A 23,274-nucleotide genomic window follows, 5' to 3' on the forward strand; every position below is an offset into this window, starting at 1 on the left:
GGGAGCATCTGAAGACATGGATTTCGAACTCAACGAAGAGCAGAAGCTGCTGCGCGACACCACTCGTGAGGTCCTCACGCGGGCCTACGACACCGAGAAGCGCAACAAGATCGTTAACGGTGAGCTGGGTTGGAGCACCGACGTCTGGAAGCAGCTGGCCGAGGTCGGTCTGCTGGGTCTGACGTTCAGCGAGGAAGACGGCGGCATGGACGCCGGTCCCGTGGAGATCATGGCGGTGATGACCGAGGTCGGACGACGCTTAGCACCCGAGCCGATCCTCGATGCCGTCCTCGTTCCGGGCGGCTTGATCTCCGAGCTCGGCAGTGCCGAGCAGCGCTCGCGGCTCCTGCCGCCGGTGGCCGAGGGATCGTCGATGCTGGCGTTCGCGCACAACGAATCCGGCAGCCGCTGGCCCAACATCGAGGTCGCGACCACTGCGACCGAAGACGGTGGGTCGTGGTCGATCAACGGTGTCAAGAATCCGGTACCGCACGGCGGTAGCGCCGACGTGATCGTCGTCAGTGCCGTGCTTCCCGCAGGAGGAACCGGACTGTTCGTCGTCGACGCCGACGCGACGGGTCTCACGCGCAAGTCCTACGCCACGCACGACGGTCAGCGCGCCGCACAGATCGAATTCGTGGACGTCGCGGCCGAGCCGCTCGGCACCGCCGAGAACGCAGCTGCCGCGATCACCGGTGCCGAGGTGCGGGCGCAGGCCGCGCTGTGTGCGGAGGCAATCGGTGCGATGGAAGAAGCGCTCCGCCTGACCACCGATTACCTCAAGGCGCGCAAGCAGTTCGGGGTTCCGCTGGCCAAGTTCCAGGCGCTCACCTTCCGCGCTGCGGACATGTACGTGCTGCTCGAGCTCGCCCGCAGCATGAGCCTTTACGCCACGATGTCACTGTCCGACGGCAACGTGGACACGACGATCGCGTCGCGGGCGAAGCTGCAGATCTCGCGGTCCGGGCGCAAGCTCGGCCAAGAGGCGATTCAGTTGCACGGCGGCATCGGCGTCACCGCCGAGTATCCGGTCGGGCACTACACCAGTCGGCTCGTGGCCATCGAGCACACTCTCGGTGGTGCCGACGAGCACCTGCGCATCCTGGCATCGAAGGTCTCCGATCACGATCTCATCGGGATCTGACGCTCCTCGGAAAGACACGACTCGGGCCCGGCCACCTTCGAAAAGGTGACCGGGCCCGAGTCGTGTCCAGAGACGTCAGCTGCCCGAATCGGCCTGAACCACAAGGTCGGCCACGGCTGCGGGGTTGGAGACCAGGATCGCGTGCGAGCCCGGTACCTCGGTCACTGTCGCCCCGGCCCGTTGCGCCATGAAGCGCTCCGCCGAGGTCGGGATGATCTGATCCTGCTGGGGGATCAACGCCCAGGACGGGGTATCCGCCCACGACGGTGGGCCGCTCGGCTCGAGCAGTGCACCGGCGGCGATGGTCTTCTGGTGAGCGACCATGCGCGCAGCCTGCTCCTCGCTCACGTCGGGCGCGAAGAACGGGCGGAACAGCGCGGGGGTGATGTACGAGTCGACGTTCTTGCCGATCAGGTTGGACGAGTCGTCGACGATCGACAGGCCGATCACCGGCGGAACCAGGGCGGTCACGGGGAATCGGAACGGATCGAGTTCGAGCGCGACGGGTTCACCTTCGACGGGCATGAATGCGGCGACGTAGACCAGCGCCTCCACATTGTCGGCGTGCACGTTGCTGATCACCGTGCCGCCGTACGAATGGCCCACCAGGACCACCGGGCCGTCGATGCTCTCGACAACATCGGTCACGGAGGCCGCGTCGATCGCGGGCCCGCGCAGCGAGTTCTCTGCGGTCACCACCGGGTAGCCGCGGCCGCGCAGGTTCGCTGCGACGCCGTCCCAGCTGGTGCTGTCGGCGAAGGCTCCGTGTACGAGAACCACGGTAGGCAGGCCCTGCGCAGCGGCCGGGGCCGCGCCGATACCGACCATCGTGCCCACGGTCAATGCCGCGGCCGCGAGCAGTGAAGTCCACTTCGGTTTCGTCATGCTCTCAACCTGTCACACGCTCGAAGTTTCCGCGGTGTTCACCGCGAAGATTCGACCAGCTTTTTCTCAGTGAACGCTCGTATGCTTGGCTTGCAGCAGTGGCGTTCGCCCGGCCGGGCGAACGTGAAACGGTAGGTCCGATCGTGAGCGAGAGTTCGATGAAGTCTCGGATGGCCGAGTACCCACGCCCCCATCACTGCTTGTTGCACGTCAGCGACACGCATCTCGTCGACGGTGGCGGTCGGTTGTACGGCGGCGTGGACAGTGAGTTGCGGCTCGAACAGGTGTTGACCGACGTACGCAACTCGGGTGTGCGACCCGACGCGTTGGTATTCACCGGAGACCTGACCGACAAGGGTGAGGCCGGCGCCTACGAGAAGCTGCGGGCGTTGGTCGAGCCGGTGGCCGAGGAGCTCGGTGCGCAGATCGTCTGGGCGATGGGCAATCACGACGACCGTGCGACGTTTCGCCAGAAGCTGCTCGACGCCGAACCGACCGTGCAGTCCATCGATCGCGTCCACGACGTCGACGGCCTGCGCGTCGTCACGCTCGACACTACGGTTCCCGGCCGCCATCACGGTGAGCTCGGCGACGAGCAATTGGCCTGGCTCGCCGACACACTCGCCACGCCCGCCGAGTTCGGGACGATCCTGGCGATGCATCATCCGCCGGTGCCGACCGTGCTCGATCTCGCAGTGCTGGTCGAGCTGATCGATCAGCCGCGCCTGGCCGACGTGCTGCGCGGTACCGATGTGCGCTCCATTCTTGCTGGGCACCTGCACTATTCGACGACGGCCACGTTCGCGGGTATTCCCGTCTCGGTGGCGTCGGCCACGTGCTACACCCAGGATCTGAACGTGCCCGCAGGCGGATTGCGCGGTCGCGACGGTGCCCAGGGTTACAACCTGGTCCACGTCTACGAGGACACCGTCGTGCACTCGGTGGTGCCGACGGGCTCGTACGACACTGTGGGAGAACCGGTCTCGGCGGAAGAGACGGCACGCAGGCTCGATGCGGCGGGAGTCACCATCGCAGACAGCGCACGGCGGAAGACGTTCAGCGACGCCTAGCGCTGTTCGCGTTCCCAGGGCGCGACGATAGGGAAGTACTTGTCCAGGAACTGCGTCACGGTGCGGGTGCGCAGATCCAGGTCGACTTCGGGGAAGCTGCCGTCGTTGAGGCAGAAGAAGTCGACAGATCGCTTGGGGAGCAGCTTCTCCATCAAGTCGAGGCCCGCTACCGACGTGGTGTCGATGTACCGAACCTTCGCGTCTTTCTGGACCACCGCGCGTCCGCTCATCAATGCGTAGTAGTGGTACAGCGAGTTCGTCACCGAGATGTTGGTACTCGCTCGGAATGCACTCGCCGCTGTGGAGGCGAACTCGTCCGGGAACTCGTTCTCCATTTCCTGCATCACGCTGCGGCGCAACGGAGTTGCTGCGTGTTCCAGATGTCGGGTGGTGGTCATTCCGAATCGGTCCTGCAGGATTCGACGGTTCACCCGCGCCGCGTTCTCGAAGCCGCTGCGATCGGCGTCGCTGTAGCCCAACCCGATTCGCGTCGTCGCCTCGATGAACATGCTGATTCCGCCGGGGGAGAAGAACATCGACGGGCTGACCGGACGACCGAAGAACATGTCGTCGTTCGAGTACAGGAAGTGCTCGGACAAGCCGGGGATGTGGTGCAGCTGGCTCTCGACGGCCTGCGAGTTGTGTGTCGGCAGAACCGAGGTGTCCACGAAGAACGCCTCGCTCGGAACGAATGTCACCTTGGGATGGTCGGCGAGCCACGCCGGCCTCGGCGAGTCGGTGGCCACGAAGATGCGCCGGATCCACGGTGCGTACAGGTGGACCGACCGGAGGGCGTACTTCAGCTCGTCGATCTGTCGGTAGCGGGCCGCTGAATCGTCACCCTCGCCGACGACGTAGTTCGCCATCCGCCGCGCACGCTGAGCCTGGAACTCTGCGGACGAGCCGTCGACCCAGGAGAACACGATGTCGATGTCGAAATTGATGTCCGACGCATGGTCGGCAAACATGTTCTCGATGGTCGGCCACGTTCTACCGAAGCGTTCGACGGTGCCGCGGACGGCCTCGTCGGGCCGAATGTTGCGGCGGGTCAAGGAGTTCTCGATCGGCAGCACGATCTCGGACGGGGAGAAAGACCACAGCTCGATCTGCACGGCCGTCGACGCGCCGTAGTACAACCCGCTGAACGGCTCGACGCGCGGCCGGTAGAGGCGCACGATCCGCGCGTTCGCGGACGGCGAGAGTGTGCCGTCGGCTACCAGCACGGCTTTCCCTCGGGCGTCGACGGTCTTGGAGTAGAACGGCTCGGCGCGGCAGGCGTGCACCAGCGCTGTGGTGAGCGCGTCCCGGGCAGCCAGTTCGATGGCGATGACGGGTCGTTCGTCGTTGCCGCGAACGAGCAGGTATTTGATTCGTGCGGCGTCGAGGACGGCGCGGACGAACAGTAGATCCTCGACCATCGCCTGATGTGGGGTGGTGGAGGTGATCGTCAGTGCGTAGCGGCCGTCGTGGCTGACCACGTCGGATCGTTCGCTCAGGCGGGCTGCGGACGCTGCAGATTCTCGGGTGACGGCATCATTTGTCTCGTGCTCCGGTGGAACGAGGTAGATATCGTGCGGGGCAGAAGACGAGGTGATGGCGTTCCTTCCTGAGTGCGCGCGCTGGCCGGGGAAACCCGGTGCCGACTCAGTCTAGTGCAGGTCCGCGGCTTTCTTGACGCGCTGCGGTAGAACCCAGTTCGCCGCGACCAGGCCCACCACAACTCCGGCAGAGTCGGCGAGAGCGTCGGCGACCGATCCCGAGCGTCCCAGGGGCAGGATCGCCTGCAGAAACTCCGAGAGCGCCGCGAACGCCAGTACCCACAGAGCGGTCCTCGCCCAGCCGATTCCGGCCAGACGGGAGGTGTAGGCGAGGGCCGCGAACAGCGTGAAGTGAATGATCTTGTCGCTGTGCTGGAATCCGGAAGGCACCCCCGACGCGGGGGTGAAGAGAACGATCAACGCCACGACGAACGTGACGGCCAGGGGAATTCGATACGTCGACAGCGAGAACACCGCTCGAGTTTACCGGCGTTGCAGCACCACCACCGTGTCGATTCGCCCGTCGCCGTCCGGCGTCGTACGGGTGCGGTGTTCGGCGTGGATCACCTCGAATCCGTCGCCTGCCGCTGCGACGACCGGTTCCGGTGCGAACAGTCGGTGCTTGGCCGGATGCTGCGAGGCATGGCTGTCGCTGGGACTGTGCCCGACGATCAGTAGACGGCCTTTCGGCGCGACCGCTGCGGCGAACCTGCGGGTGGTCAGTTCGAGTTCGTCCGGTGGCACCTGCAGGAAGTGCACCGACACCAGATCGAACGCGGCAGCCGGGGGAGTCCAGTCCAGAACGTCTTCCTGTTGCCAGTTCACTGCGAGTGTCCGCGGCTCGAGCGCCTGTTGTGCTGCGCGAGCGCGGCCGAGGGCAACATCGGAGATGTCGACGCCGGTCACGTGCCAGCCTTCACCGGCCAGCCACAGGGAGTCGGCACCTTCTCCGCAGCCGATGTCCAGGGCGCGGCCCGGAGTCAGCTCGGACGCTTCCTGTACCAACACGGCATTGGGATTTCCGCTCCAGATGGCGGTCCGCTGGTTGTAGAGGTCGTCCCAGAACGCTTCGTCGAAGGCACCGTTCTCGAAATCCGGCTCTGCGCCGGTTCGGTCGGTGGGATGAGTGTGAGCATGTGTGTGGTCGGCCATACTTCGAGACTGCCCGCTCGCGGTCACGGACGCAAACAAATTTGCTGTTTCGGCAACAGTGGATCTGAGTAGAGTGGTGTGTCATGACCGAACAGGAACGTGAAGTACTGACGTGGGCGACGTTCGGAGACGCCTCACGCGACCTGACCGAGAAGATCGTCGACGACGGGTTCGTTCCGGACATCGTCATCGCGATCGCCCGCGGCGGACTCATTCCCGCGGGCGCGATCGCCTACGCGATGGGCGTCAAGGCTGCGGGCACCCTCAATGTCGAGTTCTACTCCGACATCGAGGAGACTTTGCCCGATCCTGTTGTCTTGGAACCCCTTCTGGACACCGATGCGATCGTCGGCAAGAAGTTGCTCGTGGTCGACGACGTCGCCGATTCCGGCCGCACCCTGGCTCTGGTGATCGATCTACTGAAGGCGCATACGCCCGACGTGCGGTCGGCCGTGATCTACACCAAGCCGAGAACCATTGTGCAGCCCGATTATTGGTGGCGAGAAACCGGCAAGTGGATCAACTTTCCATGGTCCACGTTGCCGGTCATCACGTGAGTCGACTCGTCTTACTGATCGCTGACGTCGATCAACACCTTCCCGACGGTTCCTTTCTCCACGGCGTCGTGCGCGGCAGCGGTCTCGCTCAGCGGGAAGCGGTGCAGTGGTAGACCGGTGGCCTCACCCACCTCCAACACACCTGCGGCCGCCGCGGCGCTGACGTCCGCCTCGGCGTTACGCAATGCCTCGTCGCCGACGGTGTAGAGGAGTACGAACTGGTAGCGGGTGTTGAGCACCATGTTCGGCCGGACGTCGAGGGTCACGGTGTCTCCGCCGTTGTTGGCGTAGACGGCCACCGATGCGCGGTTCGCTCCCACGGCAGCGTTGAGCGCGGCGTTCTGTGCGGGAGCAACCTCGACGACGAGATCGATTCCGGCAGGCACCAACTCGCGGATCTCGGCTGCGGCGTCGCCTGCCTTGTAGTTCGCCACGTGATGCGCGCCTGCGGCGGTCGCCAGTGCGCCCTTCTCCGGTCCGCTGACCGTCGTCACTACGGTCGCGCCTGCCCAGCGGGCCAATTGGATTGCGGCATGTCCGACGGCACCGGCACCACCGGCGACGAGTACCGACTTGCCTTCCAGTGCGCCCGGGTGCAGCCGCGCGGGTCCGTCTTCGGACACCGTGAGTGCGCGGTGCGCCGTCATCGCGGGCACCCCGAGGCTTGCGCCCACGTCGAATCCGACGCCGTCGGGCAGAGGTACCACCCGGGAGGCGGGCAGGATTGCGAAAGACTGTGCTGTTCCAGTGGGACGCTGGTGCTGGGCCAGGTACACCCAAACACGATCTCCGACGGAGACGCCATCGACGTCGGGGCCGACCGCGTCGACCACTCCGGCACCGTCCTGGTTCGGTACCACCTCGTCGAATGCCAGCTTCTCACCCGGGCCGGAGCCGGTCCGGTTCTTCCAGTCCGTCGGATTGACGCCCGAGACCACGATGCGGACGCGGACTTCGCCTGCGGCGGGCTCGGTCACCTCGCGATCCTTCAGCTCGAGGACGGACGAATCGCCGGTGCGGGTGTACACAATTGCTGGAGCGGTCATATCTGTTCCAACGCGCTCGGACCGCTCCGATGTTCCCTACGGCCTCATCGGGGTATGCATGAGTGGTCATCAGTGCTGTCAGAGAAGAGATGGACCTTTATGAATCACAACGACCTGCTCACCGACGCGTTCGGCCGGATCAAGGAACTCGTCCACTCGGTGCTGGACGATATCCCCACTGCCGCGTTGACGTATCGACCCGACGCCGACGCCAACAGCATCGCGTGGTTGCTGTGGCACCTGACGCGGGTGCAGGACGACCACATCGCGGGTGTGGCCGGGAGCGAACAGGTCTGGACGTCGGACTCGTGGTTCGAGCGTTTCGGACTACCGTTCGACAAGTCCGACATCGGCTACGGCCAATTGTCCTCGGACGTCGCTCAGGTCACCTCGAGCGCCGAGTTGCTGCGTGAGTACCACGACGCCGTGCACTCGAAAACCGTTGCGTACGTCAGCAGTATCTCGACCGACGATCTGGACCAGGTCGTCGACGAGAACTGGGATCCGCCGGTCACATTGGGTGCGCGACTAATATCGGTGGTGTCCGACGACCTGCAGCATGCCGGGCAGGCCTCGTACGTTCTCGGCCTGTACACCCGGCAGGCCTAGCCGTCAGGCGTAACGCTTCTGCAGGTTCTCCAGCGTCTTACGGATGTTTCGACGCTGGAACTGCGGGAACGTCTTGCCGCTGGTGACGATCTTGTCGAACACGAGGGCCAGGGCGTCGGGCCATTTCGTTCGGTCGTCGGTCCAGGTTTCGGTGACTTTTGTGCCGTCCGCGACCTGCTCGAAGTCGTATCGCCAGGTTGCGTTCGCGCCCTTGATCTTCGGAGTGCTCTTGCCGATCGCGTGGACGCGGAACTCGAAGGTCTTGCCCGGGTCCGCCGCGGTGACGGTACAGCGAGTGATCCACTTCGCCCGGCCGCGCATGTTGGTTCCGTCGAACACCATTCCCACGTAAGCACTCTCGCGAGGTTCGTGGACCGTTGCGCCGGTATTTTCGGGGCTCCACTGCCCCATCTTGGTGGGGTCGCTGATTGCAGCGTAGAGAGTGTCGGCGTCGGCGTTCACGACGATGCTGTCGGAGACCGCGAGTTCGCGTTTCATGATGACGCACCGTTCTTCAGGCCGGGATGAATACGAGTGAGCATGGGCACCAGTAGCGTTCGCGGGGTGATCTGGGCGAAGATCGATCCGATGCGGTTCGCGGGCCCGGGGATCGAGACCATGCGTCCCTTGGTCATGTCGTCGACGGCAGTCTTGGCCACCGTTTCTGCCGACACCCACATGATCGACGGAAGTGCCTTCTCTGCATCGTCTTTCGCGAAGCCCGCGGCCTCACCGAATCCGGTCTGCACCGGTCCGGGGCACAGCGCGGTGGCGGTCACTCCGGTTCCGCGCAGTTCTCCGGTCAGAGATTGAGTGTAGGAGAGCACGAACGCCTTGCATGCGCCATATCCGGCCTGTCCGGGCAAGGGCTGGAATGCGGCGGTCGAGGCGACGTTGAGCAGCGCGCCGCGTCGGCGTTCGATCATGCCGGGGAGGAATCGGGTGCAGAGGTCTGCGACGGCGACCACGTCGACCTCGATCATGTTCATTTCCGCATCCGGATCCGATTCTGCGACGGGTCCGAGGGTGGAGTGTCCGGCGTTGTTGATCAGAATGTCCGGGATGAGGCCGAGATCGGTGATGCGTCCGAGCAGTTCGGCGCGAGCAGTGCGGTCGGAGAGGTCTGCGGCGAGCACTTCGGCTCGGACTCCCCGTGCTCGGATCTCCTGTGCCAACTCTTCGAGCTTGTCGGCACGCCGGGCGACGAGGATGACGCCGTGGCCTCGGGAGGCGAGTTGGCGAGCGATGGCGGCCCCGATGCCGGACGACGCTCCGGTCACGACGGCAGTCCGATCGGGTGCGGGACGAGGAAGGCTCATGTGTCCCACCGTAGCGAATGCGTGTTGTGCAGCGCATTTGAATCTCAATGAGAGGTTAGCCTAGTCTAACTTTAACGTCCCTTTGCTTATCGAGAGGTAGCCATGTCTTCTGCTCCAACGGCCGGTCGGCGGTCTGTTCGACGGTTCTCCGCGCTGTCCGCGCTCGCCGTGTCGGTCCTTGTGGTCGGCGCATGTGGCAGCAGCGACACCGCCGAGACGCAGAACGCCGACGGCGGTGACTTCGCGTCCGTGACGATCGATTCGGCTTTGGGGCAGGCGGTCATCACCGAGAAGCCGGAGCGCATCGTGACTCTCGGGCAGGGTTCGGCCGAGACGGCGATCGCGTTGGGCACCGTCCCGGTCGGTGTCGAGGAGTATTCGTGGGGTGCCGACGACACCGGCTATCTGCCGTGGGTGCACGACGCCGTGACGGAGTTGGGTGCCGAACTTCCCCAACAGTTCACCGGCGGTACCGAATTGAACATCGAGGCCGTCGCGGCGCTCGAACCGGATCTGATCCTGGCACCGTGGTCCGGCATCACGCAGGATCAGTTCGACAAGCTCAGTGCCTTCGCCCCGGTGGTTGCGTACGAGGAGCAGCCGTGGACAACGACCTGGGAAGACCAGATCACCGTGATCGGCAAGGCCATGGGCGAACAGGAGAAGGCTGCGGAGGAGATCGACAAGATCGAGAGCCGCTTCGCGGACGCCGCCGCCCAGCACCCCGAGTATGCGGACATGAGCTTTTCCTACATCTACAACACCGGTCCCGGCACGCTCGGCGTGTTTCTCGCCGACGAGCAGCGCGTCGCGATGGTCCGCGGTCTCGGGTTGCAGGTCGATCCGGTAGTCAACACGCTCGACGAGACCGAGGGCACCGACTCGTCGGTCATCGGGTTGGAGAATGCGAATCTGCTGAACGATTCCGACTTGATCTTCACGTTCTACTCGGACCCGCAGAACCGCACCGACACCGAGAATCAGCCTGCATACAAGCAGATTCCGGCCGTGTCCCGGGGTTCGGTCGTTGCGCCGACGGATCAGTCGTTCGTCACAGGATCGTCCATCATCAATCCGCTGACTGTGCCCTGGGCACTCGAGCGATATGTGCCGATGATCGACGAGGCTGTCGCGAAGGTCGACACCGGCACGTCGTCGGCTAATTGAGCGGAGCGTAGGGGAGGCCACGGTGGTCTACTCGAATCATCCCGTAGGACAACCTCTTCCAGCCCCGCATCGTGTTCTCGGTGCGGGGCTGGTTCCGTGTGTGGGTGGTTATGTGATGTGGGGGCCGGCTCGGGCGTGGGATTGTCGGGGTTGTCGGTACGGGTCGACGGTGGCGGGTGGGATGAACCACGGGTGGTTGTCAGTGCCGATGAAGACTTCCCAGTCACTGTGGTGGATGAGGCGGTGGTGGAATCCGCACAATAGGACCAGGTTGTTCATGTCGGTGGGGCCACCGTCGGTCCAGTGCCAGATGTGGTGGCCTTCGGTCCAGGCTGCGGGTTTTCCGCAGCCGGGGAACGCGCACCCGTGATCGCGGGCGGTCAACGCGCGTTTCTGTTTGGCGGTGACGGTGCGGGCGGTGCGGGCGAGGTTGATCGGGGAGCCGTTCTCGTCCATGACGATGGCGGTGAGGAGGCAGTCGCAGGCGAGTTGGCGGGACGTCTCGCGGGTGAGTGGTCCCATCCAGGGCAGCCACCCGACGGTGGTGCCATCGCCGAACAGGTCCCGATAGGCGCCACGATCGGCGGCCGGTCCACTGTCGCAACCGTCAGCGTCACCGCCGCTGCCACTATCGCAATCATCGCCGCTGCCGATGCCGTCGCCATCACTGCTGCTGCAGTCGGATTCGGTTGCGGTGCTGCCGTTTCCGCTTCCGTTGCCGTTGTCCTGCCCTCGGCGAAGGTCGGTGAGATCTTTGAGGGTGATGTGCAGGTTGAGGTGCGGTTTTTCGCCGCCTTCGGTGGGTCGATTACTCGAGGCGAGGTAGCGGTCGAGGATGTGCCCGAATGCCTCGGCGCGCCGTAGAGCGGGGCTGCGTTCGTCTTGGGTGCCGTCGGCGGCGGGTCGGGGTTCGGTCAACGGTGAGAGCGCGGTGAGCAGTTTCTCTCCGGTGATGGCGTCGAGGTCACCTTTGAGCGCCAGCCGCCCGTTCAAGGTCTTCGAGGCAAAGAGTTCGTTGCGGTCGGTGTCCTCGGGTGGCGGCTTCTTGCCACCGTAGGTGTCCTCGAGTTTGGTGATCGCTTCACGGATGCGGTCGGTGCGTGCGCCGGGTCCGGTCGCAGCTTTGATCATGGCAGCGCGGGCGATGTCGCGACCCTCCTGCGGGAGGTTCTTGGGTGGGGTTTCGGCAAAGGTGAGGATCAACGCGGCATGGTCGACGGACATCACGCCGGTGTTCACGGCGTCGGCGATGTCGGGGAAGTTCTTCAGTCCGCGGGCGAGGGCGACGATCTTGGTCGCTTTGCCGGGGGTGAGCAGGGTGGTGGAGGTCAGCCACCCGGCGGGTCCGGGGAATCCGAGTTTCTCCCGGGAGACGCGAGTATCGATCTCGGCGACGAGGGCGATGCGTCGGGCTTCCATCAATTGGATCTGGTGGGAGACATCGGCAGCGTCGGCGAGGAGTTCTGCCTCGCTCAGTTGCCAGATATCTGTGGTCATGAGGTAAGTGTATCGAACGCATGTTCGATACACAATGATAGTCGAATCGAAAACTATTGCCGTGCATAAGGATTCGTGAATCGGGACCTGTCGGTAGCCTGTGGTAGGAGCTACGGAGCCCGTTTTCCGATGGTGATCGCCGCAGCGATTTCAGTCCGAGCAGCGCTGTGACTATTTCGATTTTTTACGCGTAATCGACCAGCACCAACTCGTTCCTATCCGCCGCTGGCGTTACTTGGGTGTCTTCGTGGCGGTTCATCTGCCGCGCGGGCGGTCCGCGACCACGTGGGGAGCGTCGCGCATGCAGATTCGCCCAACGTACGGCCATCGGACCGATGCGGCGTTTCGTCACCGAGCGCGACGCTCTCGAAGTTCGGAAATCCGCGGTGCAGGCATCCGGCGCGTCAGTACACCTCGCGCTGACGTTCCTGTTCCAACACTTGCTCGAGGTCATTCAATCGGTTCATCGACGACACCTGCCTCGCCGTGCGGTGATTGAGTGCCAACATCTCGCGGTGCCGGTGTACGAAAGCCCAGTAGCCGGCGGTGAACGGACAGGCGTCGTCGCCCAGTCGCTTTTTCGGGTTGAATTCGCACGGCTTGCAGTAGTCGGTCATGCGATTGAGGTACGCCCCGCCCGAGGCGTAGGGCTTGGTGGCGATCACGCCGCCGTCCGCGTGCTGGCTCATGCCGATCACGTTCACCGGCATCACCCAGGCGAACCCGTCGACGAAAGCTGTTGCGAACCAGTCGGTCAAGGCTCGGGGGTCCCAAGCATGTTGCAGCGCAAAGTTTCCCAGAATCATCAGTCGAGGAATATGGTGCACCCAGCCGCGGTCGCGCACGCCGTCGACGGTGCTGGACAGGCATTTCGCCACCACGGCATCACCGTCCAACTCCGTCAGCCAACTCGGAAGGGGTTCATGCGCTTCGAGCTTGTTGCGCTCGAGGTACTCCGGCCCCAGATGCCAGTACAGGTGCCATACGTATTCGCGCCAGCCGAGAATCTGCCGAACGAAACCCTCGACACTCGCCAGCGGGGTGCCGTCTCGGTGGGCGTCCTCGGCAGCGTGCGCCACGTCCAGCGGTTGCAGCAGGCCAAGATTCAGCGGGACCGAGAGGAGCGAGTGCGACATCGTCCAGTCGTCGGCCATCACCGCGTCCTCGTACTTGCCGAAGTCGTCCAAGCGGTAATTCACGAAGTGCGCCAACGCCTCCGATGCCTCGGCCGCCGTCACCGCGAATACTCGTGGCCCGTCGACTCCGACGGTGTCGAGGTCCCAGTCGTCGAGGTCGGCGCGCACCTGATCGTCGATGGCATCCTCGGTCGGCCACCACGGCTCTTCGACACCCAGGGTCAACCGACCCTTCGGCGGTGGCGACTGATTCTCGGCGTCGAGGTTCCACTTCCCCGAGACGGGATCGGCACCGTCCATCAGCACGTCGAATCTCTTGCGCTGCTCCCGGTAGAACGTCTCCATCCGGAAGGTCCCACGCTCGGCCGCCCAGTCGGCGAACTCTGCCCGGGGAAGCGCGAACATCGGCGTCGGCAGAATCTCCGAGACCAGGCCCTCCTCGTGCAAGGCGGCGACGAACTTCTCCGCCGCGTGTGAGGTGGGCTCGAACACCACCACGGGTTTGCCGTACTCGGCCAACCCCTCGCGGTACGTCTCGGTCTGCAGATAGGTGACGCGATCACCCAGCTCATCGGCCAGATGACGCATTCCCGACAACACGAGGTGCAGCTTTTGCCGGTGGTATCTCCGACGCCGGAACACGCGACGGGACTCGATCATCAGCACGTCTCGCTCGGCATGCTCGTCCACCGAGTGGAAGTGCGGGCCGAGCTGATCACCGAACAACCACAGAGCGTCCATTCTCGGAGTGTTCTCCCGCAGCGACGAAGGCAAACCCGCGTCCGGAGCATGGCCGGCTGGTGAACACTGGGGCCGACCCAGGCGCGCCTTACTTGACCACCGACCATCCATCGCATGGACTGACCCGATGCACGCTGAGTCTGCGCTTTCCAGAAGGACGTTTCTTCGCTCGTCGTCGGTGGCCGTCGCGGTGGCCGGAGTGGCCACGACCCTGCCTGCGACTGCCCACGCGCAGGGCAGCGACCGAGGCTTCTTGCACGGGGTGGCGTCGGGAGATCCGTTACCCGACGCGATCGTTCTCTGGACCCGCATCACCCCCACGCCCGACGCCACCCCGGGCTCCGGCGTCGGCCCGCAGGTGTCGGTGACGTGGCGGATTTCGCGTAGCGAAGACATGGGTGACGTCGTCTCCTCCGGCACCGTCTCGACCGGCCCCGATACCGATCACACCGTCAAGGTCGACGTCGACGGCCTCAGCGCGGGCACCACGTACTTCTACGACTTCCGGACGAGCGACGCGGCATCGGCCGTCGGGACCACGCACACCGCACCGGCCAACAATGCCGACATCGATGCGATGCGCTTCGGCGTCGTCTCGTGCTCCAACTGGGAGTCGGGCTACTTCGGTGCCTACCGGCATTTGGCCGCCAGGACGGACTTGGACGCCATCGTGCACCTCGGCGACTACATCTACGAGTACGAGACGGGCGGCTTCCCGGGGCGCGACGGCGTCGTGCGGCAGCATTCGCCCACGCACGAGATCGTCACGCTCGCCGATTACCGTCAGCGGCACGGTCAGTACAAGTCCGACCCGGATCTGCAGGCCGCCCACGTCGACGTGCCGTGGATCTGCACGTGGGACGACCACGAGTCGGCCAACGACGCGTACGACGGCGGTGCCGAGAACCACACTCCCGCCACCGAGGGCGATTGGTACACGCGCAAGGCCAATTCGGAGCAGGCCTACTACGAGTGGATGCCGGTACGCGCGGCAGGCACCGCGACCAACCGTCATCTGTACCGCAGGCTCCGGTTCGGCAACCTGCTCGAACTCTCGATGCTGGACCTACGGACCTACCGCTCGCAGCAGGTGTTGCCGTTCAACGGTCCCGAGGTCGATTCGCCGAACCGGACCATCACCGGTGCCGAGCAGATGCAGTGGCTCACCGACGGCATCGTCTCGTCGCCGACGCAATGGAAGATCGTCGGCAATCCGGTGATGATCACTCCGACATTGATCCCGCCGCTCGACCGCGACGCCGCCAGGGCGGTCACCTCGCTGCTCGGAATTCCCGAGGGCGGTCTGCCCTACAACGCCGATCCATGGGACGGCTACACCGCCGACCGCCGCAAGCTGCTCGGAGCGATCGTCGATGCAGGCGTCGACAACACGGTCTTCATCACCGGCGACATCCACTCGGCCTGGGCCTGCGAGGTGCCTCTCGACGCGGCGCACTACGCAACGACGGAGCCTGCTGCCACCGAGCTGGTCGTCACCTCGGTGAGCTCGGCCAACATCGACGATTTGACGCACACTCCGCCGCACACGCTGGGCCGGGTCGCCGAGGAAGCATTCAAGGCGCTCAACCACCACGTCAAGTTCGTCGACCTCGACAGCCACGGGTTCGGTGTCTTCGAGGTCACCAAGACGGCGGCTCGGATGGACCACTGGTTCCTCAACGCCAAGGAGGATCCGCAGACTGCGGTGTACTGGGGAGCGGGCTTCACCGTCGACTCCGGCACTCAGCGCGTTCGGGCGGCAGCGCCCCCACGGGGCTGACACGCCATACTGGACAGCGTGGCTGTACCGAAAATCGTCCTGTTCTACGTGTTCACTCCGCTGCCCGATCCCGAAGCGATCAGGCTGTGGCAACAGTCGCTGGCCGCGTCGAACAATCTGACCGGACGCATCCTGATCTCCGAACACGGCATCAACGCGACGGTGGGCGGTGACGTCGACGACGTCAAGAGGTACGTCCGCGGTACCCGCAGCTATCCGGCCTTCAAGGCGGCCGACATCAAGTGGTCCGACGGCCTCGGCAACGACTTCCCTCGGTTGTCCGTTCGAGTCCGGGACGAGATCGTCACATTCGGAGCGCCCGGGGAGCTGAAGGTCGACGCCGACGGCGTGGTCGGCGGTGGCACTCATCTGAGCCCGGAGCAGGTGCACGAGCTCGTCGATTCCCGTGGGGACGACGTCGTCTTCTTCGACGGCCGCAACGCTTTCGAAGCCGAGATCGGAAAGTTCAAGAACGCGGTGGTGCCCGACGTCGAAACGACGAGGGACTTCGTCTCGCAGCTCGATTCCGGTGCGTACGACCATCTGAAGAAGTCCCCGGTGGTCACGTACTGCACCGGGGGAGTGCGGTGCGAGGTGCTGTCTTCATTGATGGTGGCCCGTGGGTTCGAGGAGGTCTATCAGCTGGACGGCGGAATCGTCCGATACGCAGAGACTTTCGGCGACGACGCGCTCTGGGAGGGCTCGCTGTTCGTTTTCGACAAGCGGATGGCACAGAACTTCTCCGACCACACCGCCGTCATCGGTCGTTGCAGTTCCTGCGGCAACCCGACGTCGCGGTACCAGGACTTCGACGGTGATGCCGGCCGTGGTTTGCGGTTGATCTGTATCGATTGCGCCTGAGTGATGCTGCCTTTTCGGGACGGTCTCGCGCCTATGAGACTGCTTCTACCGCATGGTGATCCGGCTACCACGATCGCCGAGTATCTGGAACGTGAGATGCCCGAGGACGACTGGCGGCGGGCCATGCTCGACGCCGAAGTGGTCGACGAGAAGAGCAGGCCCGTTTCCGTCGACACACGGTACCGCGCCGGCAGTCAGGTGTACTTCTATCGTGTTCCAGCGCAGGAGGTTCCGGTTCCGTTCGAGATCGGCATCCTGCACGAGGACGACGACCTGCTGGTGGTCGACAAGCCGCACTTCCTCGCCACCATCCCGCGTGGTCGGCACGTCACACAAACCGCGACGGTGCGACTACGTAAGCAGTTCGACTGCCCCGACCTCACGCCCGCGCACCGACTCGATCGCGCCACCGCCGGGGTGCTGCTCTTCACCAAGACCAAGCATGCCCGACGGCCGTATCAGGAACTCTTCTCGACGCGGAACGTCGCCAAGCAATACGAGGCCGTCGCGGGATTCGATGCGGCGCTGCAGTTTCCGCGCATCGTACGGAGCCGAATCCTCAAGGAGCACGGGGTCATGACGGCGTACGAGGAGCCGGGGGAGCCGAACAGCGAGACGCGCATCGAACTCGTCGAAACGTTCGGTGATCGTGCCCGCTATCGACTGTTTCCCAAGACGGGAAAGACGCACCAGCTGCGGATTCACCTGTCCTCGTTGGGTATTCCTATCGAGAACGACCCGTACTATCCGGTGTTCACCTCGGTTCCTGCCGACGACTTCACCAGACCCTTGCAGCTCCTCGCCCGGGCACTGAACTTCACGGACCCCCTGACCGGTGAGGCCAGGCGCTTCGTCAGCGCCCGCGTACTCGAGGTCTGACGGGTTTCGAATCGTTCGTTCGGACGATTGTGACGATTCGGGCGCGCGATTAGCGTCGCGTTCGGAACGTGTTCGACGGAATCGAAGAGGAGAACAGCGTGAAGCGTCGTATTGCTGTCGTGTTGGGAGCCGCAGTCATCGCCGTAGCATCGCCTGCGGTCGCGGTAGCCGATACCGGAAGCGCCAGCACCGGTAGCTCGAGCGGAGCGATTTCGGATCTGTCTCGGTTGTGGGAGGCCTGCGCGCTGACCATCTTCACGGGACAGTGCACCGGAATCGTGGCCACGATTCCTCAGTACAACCTCCCCTGAACCGACAAACGCGCGCGCATTCGCCAGACGCTCGCGGAACGGGTAACCATTCCGTGAGCCTCCAGCAAACGCGCGCGCGTTTGCGTCCAGCCAGGCCCTACTTGGCCAACGACCGCGCCATTCCGCGTTCGATGGCGGCGACCAGCTGCGGGCGCAGTTCGGCGGCGGGGACGATGTGGTGCACCGATCCGACGTTCTGCGCGCGCTGGATGTTGTGGATGGCCTCGAATTCGGCTGCCACTTCACCCAGTTTGGCGTTGCGGGCGTTCGCTCGCACAGTGCCGAGCTCGACGCGCAGTGCCGAGCGGGTGGCGTCGTCCTCGGCTGCGTTCAGTCGTGCTTCGAGTTCCTTGACCTCGGAGTCGGCTGCGGTGCGGGCGTTGACGTCGCGGGTGAACACCACTGCTGCTGCCGGGGCACCACCGAGTACGGAGGCGAAGGATCCCTCGACGGCGAGGACTTCCATGTTGTCGTTGAGCGCTCCGGAGAACACCACGAACGCGCCGCCGTGGTAACGCGAGACCACACAGAACACGACCGGTCCGTCGAAGTTGACGATGGCACGGCCGATCTCGGCACCGTATTCGAGCTGGATGTTGCGCAGCGATTCCGGTGATCCGTCGAAGCCGGAGAGGTTGGCCAGCACCACGATCGGCCGGCTTCCGCTGGCGGCGTTGATGGCGCGAGCGGTCTTCTTCGACGAGTTCGGGAACAAGGTGCCCGAGGTCCACTGATCGGGGCCGTCGGAGGGGAACCAGCCCTTGCGGGGGATGGCCCGTGACTCGATGCCGATGACGGACACCGGGATTCCGGCGAGGTGGGCATCGAACACCACGGAGGTGTCGGCGTCGGCCATGTCGGCCCAGCGCTCGAGCACCGAGTGGTCCTGGTCCACCACGGCGCGCATCACGGTGCGAATGTCGAACGGCTTCTTGCGGTCCGGGTTGGTGACCGAGGAGAAGATGTCGCCGACGGTGGTGAAGTCGCTCGACGGGTGCACGTGCGGGTAGGTACGCACGTCGCGCTCGGTCGGGTCTGCGGTGGCTGCGCGGCGTGGGAAGCGTTCTCCCGGTGCGGCATACGCGTGGTCGTAGTGCGCGAACAGGATGTCGCACGCGGCCCGCAGGTTCGGTGCCCAGTACTGCGCCTGGCCGTTGGGGCCCATGACGCGGTCGTAGCCACCGATACCGAAGTTGTCCTCGGCCGAGACGCCACCGGAGTAGTCCAGGGACTGCTTTCCGGTGAGCACCATCGCACTGTCGGGGGTCATCACCAGGATGCCCTTGGTGTGGGTGAGCATCGTGGCTTCGGCGTTCCAGTAGGGCTGCGCGCCGACGTTGATGCCTGCGACGACGATGTTGATCTCACCGCCGGCCTGAGTGAAGGTGATGATGCGACGCAGGCCGCGCGAGACCCAGTCCATGTTCTCGGTGCCCGATTCCATGGAAATCGTTGCACCGGAGGACAATGCGAACCACTCGACGGGCGCACCGAGTTGCTCGGCGAGGTCGATGGCCGCGACGATCCGCGAGCACTCGGCCTCGGCGACCGTGCCGAGTGCCTTGGTCGGGTCGCCGAACAGCGCGACGCGAGTGATGCCCTCGGGGTACTTGGCGGTCGGTGTGGTCGCGAGACCGACGATGACGCCAGCGGTGTTGCGGCCGTAGGGACGATCGACCGGTGCGAGTACGCCGTCGGCGTCGAAGTCGTACTCGGTGAACGTGCCACCGTTGCTGCTCAGCAACGGAATGAGCTCGTACGGGTACACGGTGCCGCGGGCCTGGGAGCGTTGCACCTTCTGGGTGTACTCGTCGAGTGGGCGCATCGGCTCGGTCGGCGGCGGGGTCACCTTGGCGACGATGCCTGCACCGGAGCGGTACGACAGACGCAACGCGACCTCGCGCGGTGTTGCGCCGGGTGTTTCGGCCAGACGTGCGATGAGGGTGATCTCCTCGAGGCCTGCACCGATCGTCAGCGGCGCGATGTGCCGGGCGATGGTGGCGATGCGGTCGGCGGGCACGTTCAGTACCGGCCAGACGTAGAGCACGACGCGGTTGGCGTCGAGTCGCTTCTTGCCGCGTCCGGCCTGGGCCCGGCGGATTCCGTCGAGGCAGGCTGCGACGGTGCGCTCGATCTCGGGTACGGCGACGATGTTGCCGGCGTCGTCCAACTGTGTTGTGACACCGCGGATCTCGGCCAGGGCAACCAGTCGCTCGTCGGAGGGGTTGGCCTTCGACGTCAGGTGGAACAGGTACGTTCCGGCGCTGGCAGGCAGGCGAACGCCGTCGAAGTTCTTCAGTCGCCACAGGTCCAGTCGCTGACCGGTCAGCGGGTGCATGTCCCGGATGATCGTGTCCTCGGCGAGGGGCTCGGATCCCTCGACCGTGGTGCGGCGGTAGGTCATCTTTCGGGTCGCGGACCCGAAGGCGGTCACGGTGACGCGACGCCAGCGGCCGGTGCTCGGGTGCGCGGCCAGTGCAGCCTGGAGTTGTTCCGAGAGGGCGTCGCCGTCCGTCGGCGCGTCCGGCCAGGACAGGTAGAGGTCCACGGCCAGGTGCTCCGGTGACGGACCGGCGATGTCCTCGACCGCGTCGAGAGTGGCTGCGAGAGAATCGAAGTCGGTAGCGGTGGAGACGAGGTGCAGTCGCTCGCCGGAGAGCTCGAAGTTACCGGTGACGAAGTGCTTGCCGTCGCGGTCGAAGGCCTTGACGTCTTCGAGGGTGCGGATCTCGTAGTACTGGCGGGTGATCACCTCGAGCAGGGCTCCGGGATCGGTGATCCGTTGTGCCAGCAGCTCGATCAACGGCTCCGGGGTAGCGACGAGAGCGGCGACGCGCGCCGAGTAGTCGGCGGCGTCGGGGTTCTCGGCGAGGTACTGCAGACTGCCGCGGACTCCGTCGTAGATCTTCTCTCGTGCGGTGCGGATCTGCGGCTCGTCGAACAGTCGGAAGCGCAGGTTGCGGGCGACATCGCCGATGACGGGGTAGCGGGCCTGGGTGGCACCGATGAGTCGTTCGAGTACCTCGGCCATGGCCGGAGTGGCGTCGGGTTGTTCCGAGCAATCGCTGAGCCAGTGGCCGAGCAGGGCAGCGATGACCGGAACCTGGTTCTCCATACGCTGCAGGGCGAGGAAGACGCGGTAGACGGCTTCTTCGAGCTCGGGTGTGCGGCCTTCGTCGATGGCGGCGTCGTAGTGCGCCAGGGCGCGAGCGAGCTTGCCCCGGAACGATTCCGGCAGTCCCTGCACGTCTGCGTCGAGCGACTGCATGAACGAGTGGAAGTGCTCGCGCGGGGAGTGGACGCGCTCGTCGTTGCTCTCTTCGTCCATCGTCGGTCGGTTGCGCGAGATTTCGCAGATATCGGCGAATGTGTTGAGCAACGACAGTTCGGCACTCACCAGCTCCGAGTCGTTCCGCGGCACGTCGGCACGCAGAGTCTCGTAGGTGGACAACAGGTTTCGAGCGCGAGCTCCGCTGACGTCGAAACCGGTGATGAGGGCTGCGAGCTCGTCGAGGCGGTCCAGGGCGCGGCGCTGCGGCGAGCGCTGCGCGGCGTCGTCGATGCCGCGGAACTGCACGCGCGGTGCCTGCTCGGACACCTTCTGCTCACCGGCCTGATCGACGCGCAGCAGGGCTGCTCCGGCGTCGACCTGGCCGTTGACCGAGGCCAGTACCTCACGCACGGTGCCCGCGTACGGGGACCGGACGGCAGTTTCCATCTTCATCGATTCGAGGACGACGAGGGTCTGTCCCGCTTCGACCTCGTCTCCTACGGCGACCGGGACGGCCACGACGACGGCGGGGGCAGGCGCGCGGACCAACCCGGCCTCGTCCTGGGAGATCTGGTGGCTGATGCCGTCGACCTCGACGAGGAAGTGGGCGGCTCCGGCGACGGTGACGACCTGGTAGCGACGGTCGCCGATGACCAAACGGCTCTCGTAGGCGCCGAGGCGTTCGACGTCGACCTGCAACTCCCCGATGGCATCTCCGTCGATGCTGTAGCGGTGCGTGCCGGTTTGGCCTACTTCGATCTTGTAGGCCTGGCCCTGGTAGTTCAGTTCGACGGTGCGGCCGATGGCATGGGTGGCGCGCGGACGACCACCGCGAGCGGAGTTGAGGAACGCGGTGCGCTCGCGGCCTTCCTCGGCGTCGTAGGCATCGATGGCCGCGGCGATGATGGCGATGTCCGCGACGGCCGTCGGGCCCACCTGCGAGCCGGCCTCGGTGCGATCGAGCCAGCCGGTGTCGGCCGAGGCGGAGATGACTTCCTCGCGGTCGAGCAGGCTCAGCAGGAAGGACTTGGTGGTGGTGCCGCCGTCGATGACGACGGTGGTCTCGCGTAGTGCGTTCCGCAACCGTGCGAGAGCTTCGCTGCGGTCGCGGCCCCAGGCGATCACCTTGGCGACCATCGAGTCGTAGTCGGGCGGGATCACGTCGCCCTGGGCGATACCGGTGTCGACGCGGATGCCGGTGCCGAGCGGGAACTTGAGCAGCTCGACTGTGCCGGGAGCCGGCGCGAAGCCGTTGTCGGCGTCCTCGGCGTTGAGGCGGGCCTCGACGGCGTGACCGAACTCGGTGGGGCACTCGCCGGGCAGTGCTTGACCGTCGGCGACGAGGATCTGCAGCTTCACCAGGTCGATGCCGGTGGTGTACTCGGTGATGGGGTGCTCGACCTGAAGTCGGGTGTTGACCTCGAGGAACGTGAAGATCTTCTGCTCGGGCTGGTACAGGTACTCGACGGTGCCTGCGCCCTGGTAGCCGGCGGCCTTGACGAGTTCGGCGGAGGCCGTGCGCAGCTGATCGGCCTGTTCCTGGGTCAGCAGCGGCGAGCTGGACTCCTCGATGACCTTCTGATTGCGACGCTGGATCGAGCAGTCGCGCACACCCGGAGCCCACACGTTGCCGTGGCTGTCGGCGATGACCTGTACCTCGACGTGGCGGGCATCGGTGACCAGACGCTCCAGGAACACGACCGGGTCGCCGAACGAGCGCTCGGCCTCGCCCTGGGTGCGCTCGAGGGAGAGTTCGAGTTCGTCCTCGTGGAAGACCTTGCGGATACCGCGCCCGCCGCCGCCCGAGCGGGCCTTGATGATCAGCGGGTAGCCGATCGCCGCTGCGTGACGACGTGCGTCCGCGCGGGTCTCGACCGGTCCACCGGACCACGGTGCGACCGGGACGCCGACCTTTTCGGCGAGGATCTTGGCCTCGACCTTGTCGCCGAGCAGACGCATCGCGTCGGCGGACGGGCCGATGAAGGTGATGTTCAGTCGGGCGACGAGGTCCGCGAACGTCGGGTCCTCGGCGACGAAGCCCCACCCGACCCAGACTGCGTCGGCACCGGACTCCACCAGCGCCGCCTCGAGGACGCTGTAGTCCAGGTACGCCGAGCCGCTTGCAGGCTTACGCAGCGTGACGGCCTCGTCGGCCTGGCGGACGAACATGGCCCGCTTCTCCGCCTCGGTGTGCAGCGCTACGGTGCGGATGCCGTAATCGTGTTCGGCGTTGAGCTCTCGGACGGCTCGGATCAGCCGTACTGCTGCCTCGCCTCGGTTGACTACTGCAATCCGCTTGAACAACGTATCT

General features: G+C 65.2%; 19 protein-coding genes. 9 read left to right on the forward strand and 10 right to left on the reverse strand.

Features of this window, described 5'->3' with window-relative positions; all coding sequences use genetic code 11:
• The first annotated feature begins 16 nt into the window (after window positions 1-16).
• Entirely contained in the window at window positions 17-1,144 is a 1,128-nt protein-coding gene (locus CH305_RS15990; RefSeq protein ID WP_094609701.1) for an acyl-CoA dehydrogenase family protein, read from the forward strand.
• 75 nt (window positions 1,145-1,219) lie between these two features.
• Here CH305_RS15990 and CH305_RS15995 read toward each other — a convergent pair whose 3' ends face one another.
• Window positions 1,220-2,029 carry an alpha/beta fold hydrolase gene (locus CH305_RS15995; protein WP_094609702.1) on the reverse strand — a complete coding sequence of 270 codons (810 nt, stop codon included), beginning with the start codon at window positions 2,027-2,029 and terminating at the stop codon, window positions 1,220-1,222.
• Between the two features lie 158 nt (window positions 2,030-2,187).
• Here CH305_RS15995 and CH305_RS16000 point away from each other — a divergent pair, with 158 nt between their 5' ends.
• A complete protein-coding gene (locus CH305_RS16000) occupies window positions 2,188-3,099 on the forward strand; it encodes a phosphodiesterase (RefSeq protein WP_032403875.1) in 912 nt (303 codons plus the stop codon).
• Here the strand turns inward: CH305_RS16000 and CH305_RS16005 are convergent.
• From CH305_RS16005 to CH305_RS16015, 3 genes are all read right to left on the reverse strand, one after another.
• A complete protein-coding gene (locus tag CH305_RS16005; protein WP_170944765.1) occupies window positions 3,096-4,595 on the reverse strand; it encodes a stealth family protein in 1,500 nt (499 codons plus the stop codon). The genes CH305_RS16000 and CH305_RS16005 overlap by 4 nt on opposite strands.
• Before the next feature lie 153 nt (window positions 4,596-4,748).
• On the reverse strand, window positions 4,749-5,111 hold the full coding sequence (locus CH305_RS16010; RefSeq protein ID WP_094704210.1) for a VanZ family protein: 363 nt from the start codon (window positions 5,109-5,111) through the stop codon (window positions 4,749-4,751).
• Between the two features lie 9 nt (window positions 5,112-5,120).
• On the reverse strand, window positions 5,121-5,789 hold the full coding sequence (locus tag CH305_RS16015; RefSeq protein ID WP_094704211.1) for a bifunctional 2-polyprenyl-6-hydroxyphenol methylase/3-demethylubiquinol 3-O-methyltransferase UbiG: 669 nt from the start codon (window positions 5,787-5,789) through the stop codon (window positions 5,121-5,123).
• An 83-nt stretch (window positions 5,790-5,872) separates the two neighbouring features.
• Between CH305_RS16015 and CH305_RS16020 the strand changes: the two genes are divergently transcribed.
• A complete protein-coding gene (locus CH305_RS16020) occupies window positions 5,873-6,346 on the forward strand; it encodes a phosphoribosyltransferase (protein ID WP_094704212.1) in 474 nt (157 codons plus the stop codon).
• Between the two features lie 11 nt (window positions 6,347-6,357).
• On the opposite strand, the gene CH305_RS16025 is transcribed toward CH305_RS16020, so the two are convergent.
• Window positions 6,358-7,392: an NADPH:quinone reductase gene (locus CH305_RS16025; protein WP_094704213.1), complete on the reverse strand. Its 1,035-nt coding sequence runs from the start codon at window positions 7,390-7,392 to the stop codon at window positions 6,358-6,360.
• Window positions 7,393-7,491: 99 nt separating this feature from the next.
• Here CH305_RS16025 and CH305_RS16030 point away from each other — a divergent pair, with 99 nt between their 5' ends.
• Entirely contained in the window at window positions 7,492-8,001 is a 510-nt protein-coding gene (locus tag CH305_RS16030) for a DinB family protein (RefSeq protein WP_094704214.1), read from the forward strand.
• A 3-nt stretch (window positions 8,002-8,004) separates the two neighbouring features.
• Here the strand turns inward: CH305_RS16030 and CH305_RS16035 are convergent, their stop codons facing one another.
• Together CH305_RS16035 and CH305_RS16040 are read right to left on the reverse strand one after the other, a co-directional pair.
• On the reverse strand, window positions 8,005-8,499 hold the full coding sequence (locus tag CH305_RS16035) for an SRPBCC family protein (protein ID WP_094704215.1): 495 nt from the start codon (window positions 8,497-8,499) through the stop codon (window positions 8,005-8,007).
• The gene (locus CH305_RS16040) at window positions 8,496-9,320 is read right to left on the reverse strand and encodes an SDR family oxidoreductase (RefSeq protein WP_094704216.1); all 825 of its coding nucleotides are present in this window, start codon (window positions 9,318-9,320) and stop codon (window positions 8,496-8,498) included. The genes CH305_RS16035 and CH305_RS16040 overlap by 4 nt, the downstream gene beginning before the upstream one ends.
• Window positions 9,321-9,422: 102 nt before the next feature.
• Between CH305_RS16040 and CH305_RS16045 the strand changes: the two genes are divergently transcribed.
• A complete protein-coding gene (locus CH305_RS16045; protein ID WP_037153302.1) occupies window positions 9,423-10,487 on the forward strand; it encodes an iron-siderophore ABC transporter substrate-binding protein in 1,065 nt (354 codons plus the stop codon).
• A gap of 108 nt (window positions 10,488-10,595) precedes the next feature.
• Here CH305_RS16045 and CH305_RS16050 read toward each other — a convergent pair whose 3' ends face one another.
• Window positions 10,596-11,984 (reverse strand): HNH endonuclease signature motif containing protein, encoded by a 1,389-nt coding sequence (locus tag CH305_RS16050; protein ID WP_094704217.1) that lies wholly within the window; start codon window positions 11,982-11,984, stop codon window positions 10,596-10,598.
• A gap of 404 nt (window positions 11,985-12,388) precedes the next feature.
• Window positions 12,389-13,861, reverse strand: a complete 1,473-nt coding sequence (locus tag CH305_RS16055) for a cryptochrome/photolyase family protein (protein ID WP_094704218.1) — start codon at window positions 13,859-13,861, stop codon at window positions 12,389-12,391.
• Between the two features lie 127 nt (window positions 13,862-13,988).
• On the opposite strand from CH305_RS16055, the gene CH305_RS16060 reads away from it, so the two are divergent.
• From CH305_RS16060 to CH305_RS16075, 4 genes are all read left to right on the forward strand, one after another.
• Complete coding sequence (locus tag CH305_RS16060; RefSeq protein ID WP_094704219.1) at window positions 13,989-15,641, forward strand: alkaline phosphatase; 1,653 nt, start codon at window positions 13,989-13,991, stop codon at window positions 15,639-15,641.
• Window positions 15,642-15,659: 18 nt separating this feature from the next.
• Window positions 15,660-16,502 (forward strand): rhodanese-related sulfurtransferase, encoded by an 843-nt coding sequence (locus CH305_RS16065; RefSeq protein WP_094704220.1) that lies wholly within the window; start codon window positions 15,660-15,662, stop codon window positions 16,500-16,502.
• Window positions 16,503-16,505: 3 nt separating this feature from the next.
• A complete protein-coding gene (locus tag CH305_RS16070; protein WP_094704238.1) occupies window positions 16,506-17,381 on the forward strand; it encodes a pseudouridine synthase in 876 nt (291 codons plus the stop codon).
• Window positions 17,382-17,479: 98 nt separating this feature from the next.
• The gene (locus CH305_RS16075) at window positions 17,480-17,692 is read left to right on the forward strand and encodes a hypothetical protein (protein WP_141215851.1); all 213 of its coding nucleotides are present in this window, start codon (window positions 17,480-17,482) and stop codon (window positions 17,690-17,692) included.
• 97 nt (window positions 17,693-17,789) lie between these two features.
• On the opposite strand, the gene CH305_RS16080 is transcribed toward CH305_RS16075, so the two are convergent.
• Window positions 17,790-23,267, reverse strand: a complete 5,478-nt coding sequence (locus tag CH305_RS16080; RefSeq protein WP_094704221.1) for a carboxyl transferase domain-containing protein — start codon at window positions 23,265-23,267, stop codon at window positions 17,790-17,792.
• Window positions 23,268-23,274 lie beyond the last annotated feature (7 nt).

Origin of the sequence: Rhodococcus sp. 15-649-2-2, from assembly GCF_002258645.1 — a bacterium.
GTDB lineage: Bacteria > Actinomycetota > Actinomycetes > Mycobacteriales > Mycobacteriaceae > Rhodococcoides.

Coding starts and splice junctions, on each gene's coding strand:
- CH305_RS15990 (WP_094609701.1), top strand. CDS start 17: ATGGATTTCGAACTCAACGAAGAGCAGAAGCTGCTGCGCGACACCACT.
- CH305_RS15995 (WP_094609702.1), bottom strand. CDS start 2,029: ATGACGAAACCGAAGTGGACTTCACTGCTCGCGGCCGCGGCATTGACC.
- CH305_RS16000 (WP_032403875.1), top strand. CDS start 2,188: ATGAAGTCTCGGATGGCCGAGTACCCACGCCCCCATCACTGCTTGTTG.
- CH305_RS16015 (WP_094704211.1), bottom strand. CDS start 5,789: ATGGCCGACCACACACATGCTCACACTCATCCCACCGACCGAACCGGC.
- CH305_RS16020 (WP_094704212.1), top strand. CDS start 5,873: ATGACCGAACAGGAACGTGAAGTACTGACGTGGGCGACGTTCGGAGAC.
- CH305_RS16025 (WP_094704213.1), bottom strand. CDS start 7,392: ATGACCGCTCCAGCAATTGTGTACACCCGCACCGGCGATTCGTCCGTC.
- CH305_RS16030 (WP_094704214.1), top strand. CDS start 7,492: ATGAATCACAACGACCTGCTCACCGACGCGTTCGGCCGGATCAAGGAA.
- CH305_RS16035 (WP_094704215.1), bottom strand. CDS start 8,499: ATGAAACGCGAACTCGCGGTCTCCGACAGCATCGTCGTGAACGCCGAC.
- CH305_RS16040 (WP_094704216.1), bottom strand. CDS start 9,320: ATGAGCCTTCCTCGTCCCGCACCCGATCGGACTGCCGTCGTGACCGGA.
- CH305_RS16045 (WP_037153302.1), top strand. CDS start 9,423: ATGTCTTCTGCTCCAACGGCCGGTCGGCGGTCTGTTCGACGGTTCTCC.
- CH305_RS16050 (WP_094704217.1), bottom strand. CDS start 11,984: ATGACCACAGATATCTGGCAACTGAGCGAGGCAGAACTCCTCGCCGAC.
- CH305_RS16055 (WP_094704218.1), bottom strand. CDS start 13,861: ATGGACGCTCTGTGGTTGTTCGGTGATCAGCTCGGCCCGCACTTCCAC.
- CH305_RS16060 (WP_094704219.1), top strand. CDS start 13,989: ATGCACGCTGAGTCTGCGCTTTCCAGAAGGACGTTTCTTCGCTCGTCG.
- CH305_RS16070 (WP_094704238.1), top strand. CDS start 16,506: ATGCTGCCTTTTCGGGACGGTCTCGCGCCTATGAGACTGCTTCTACCG.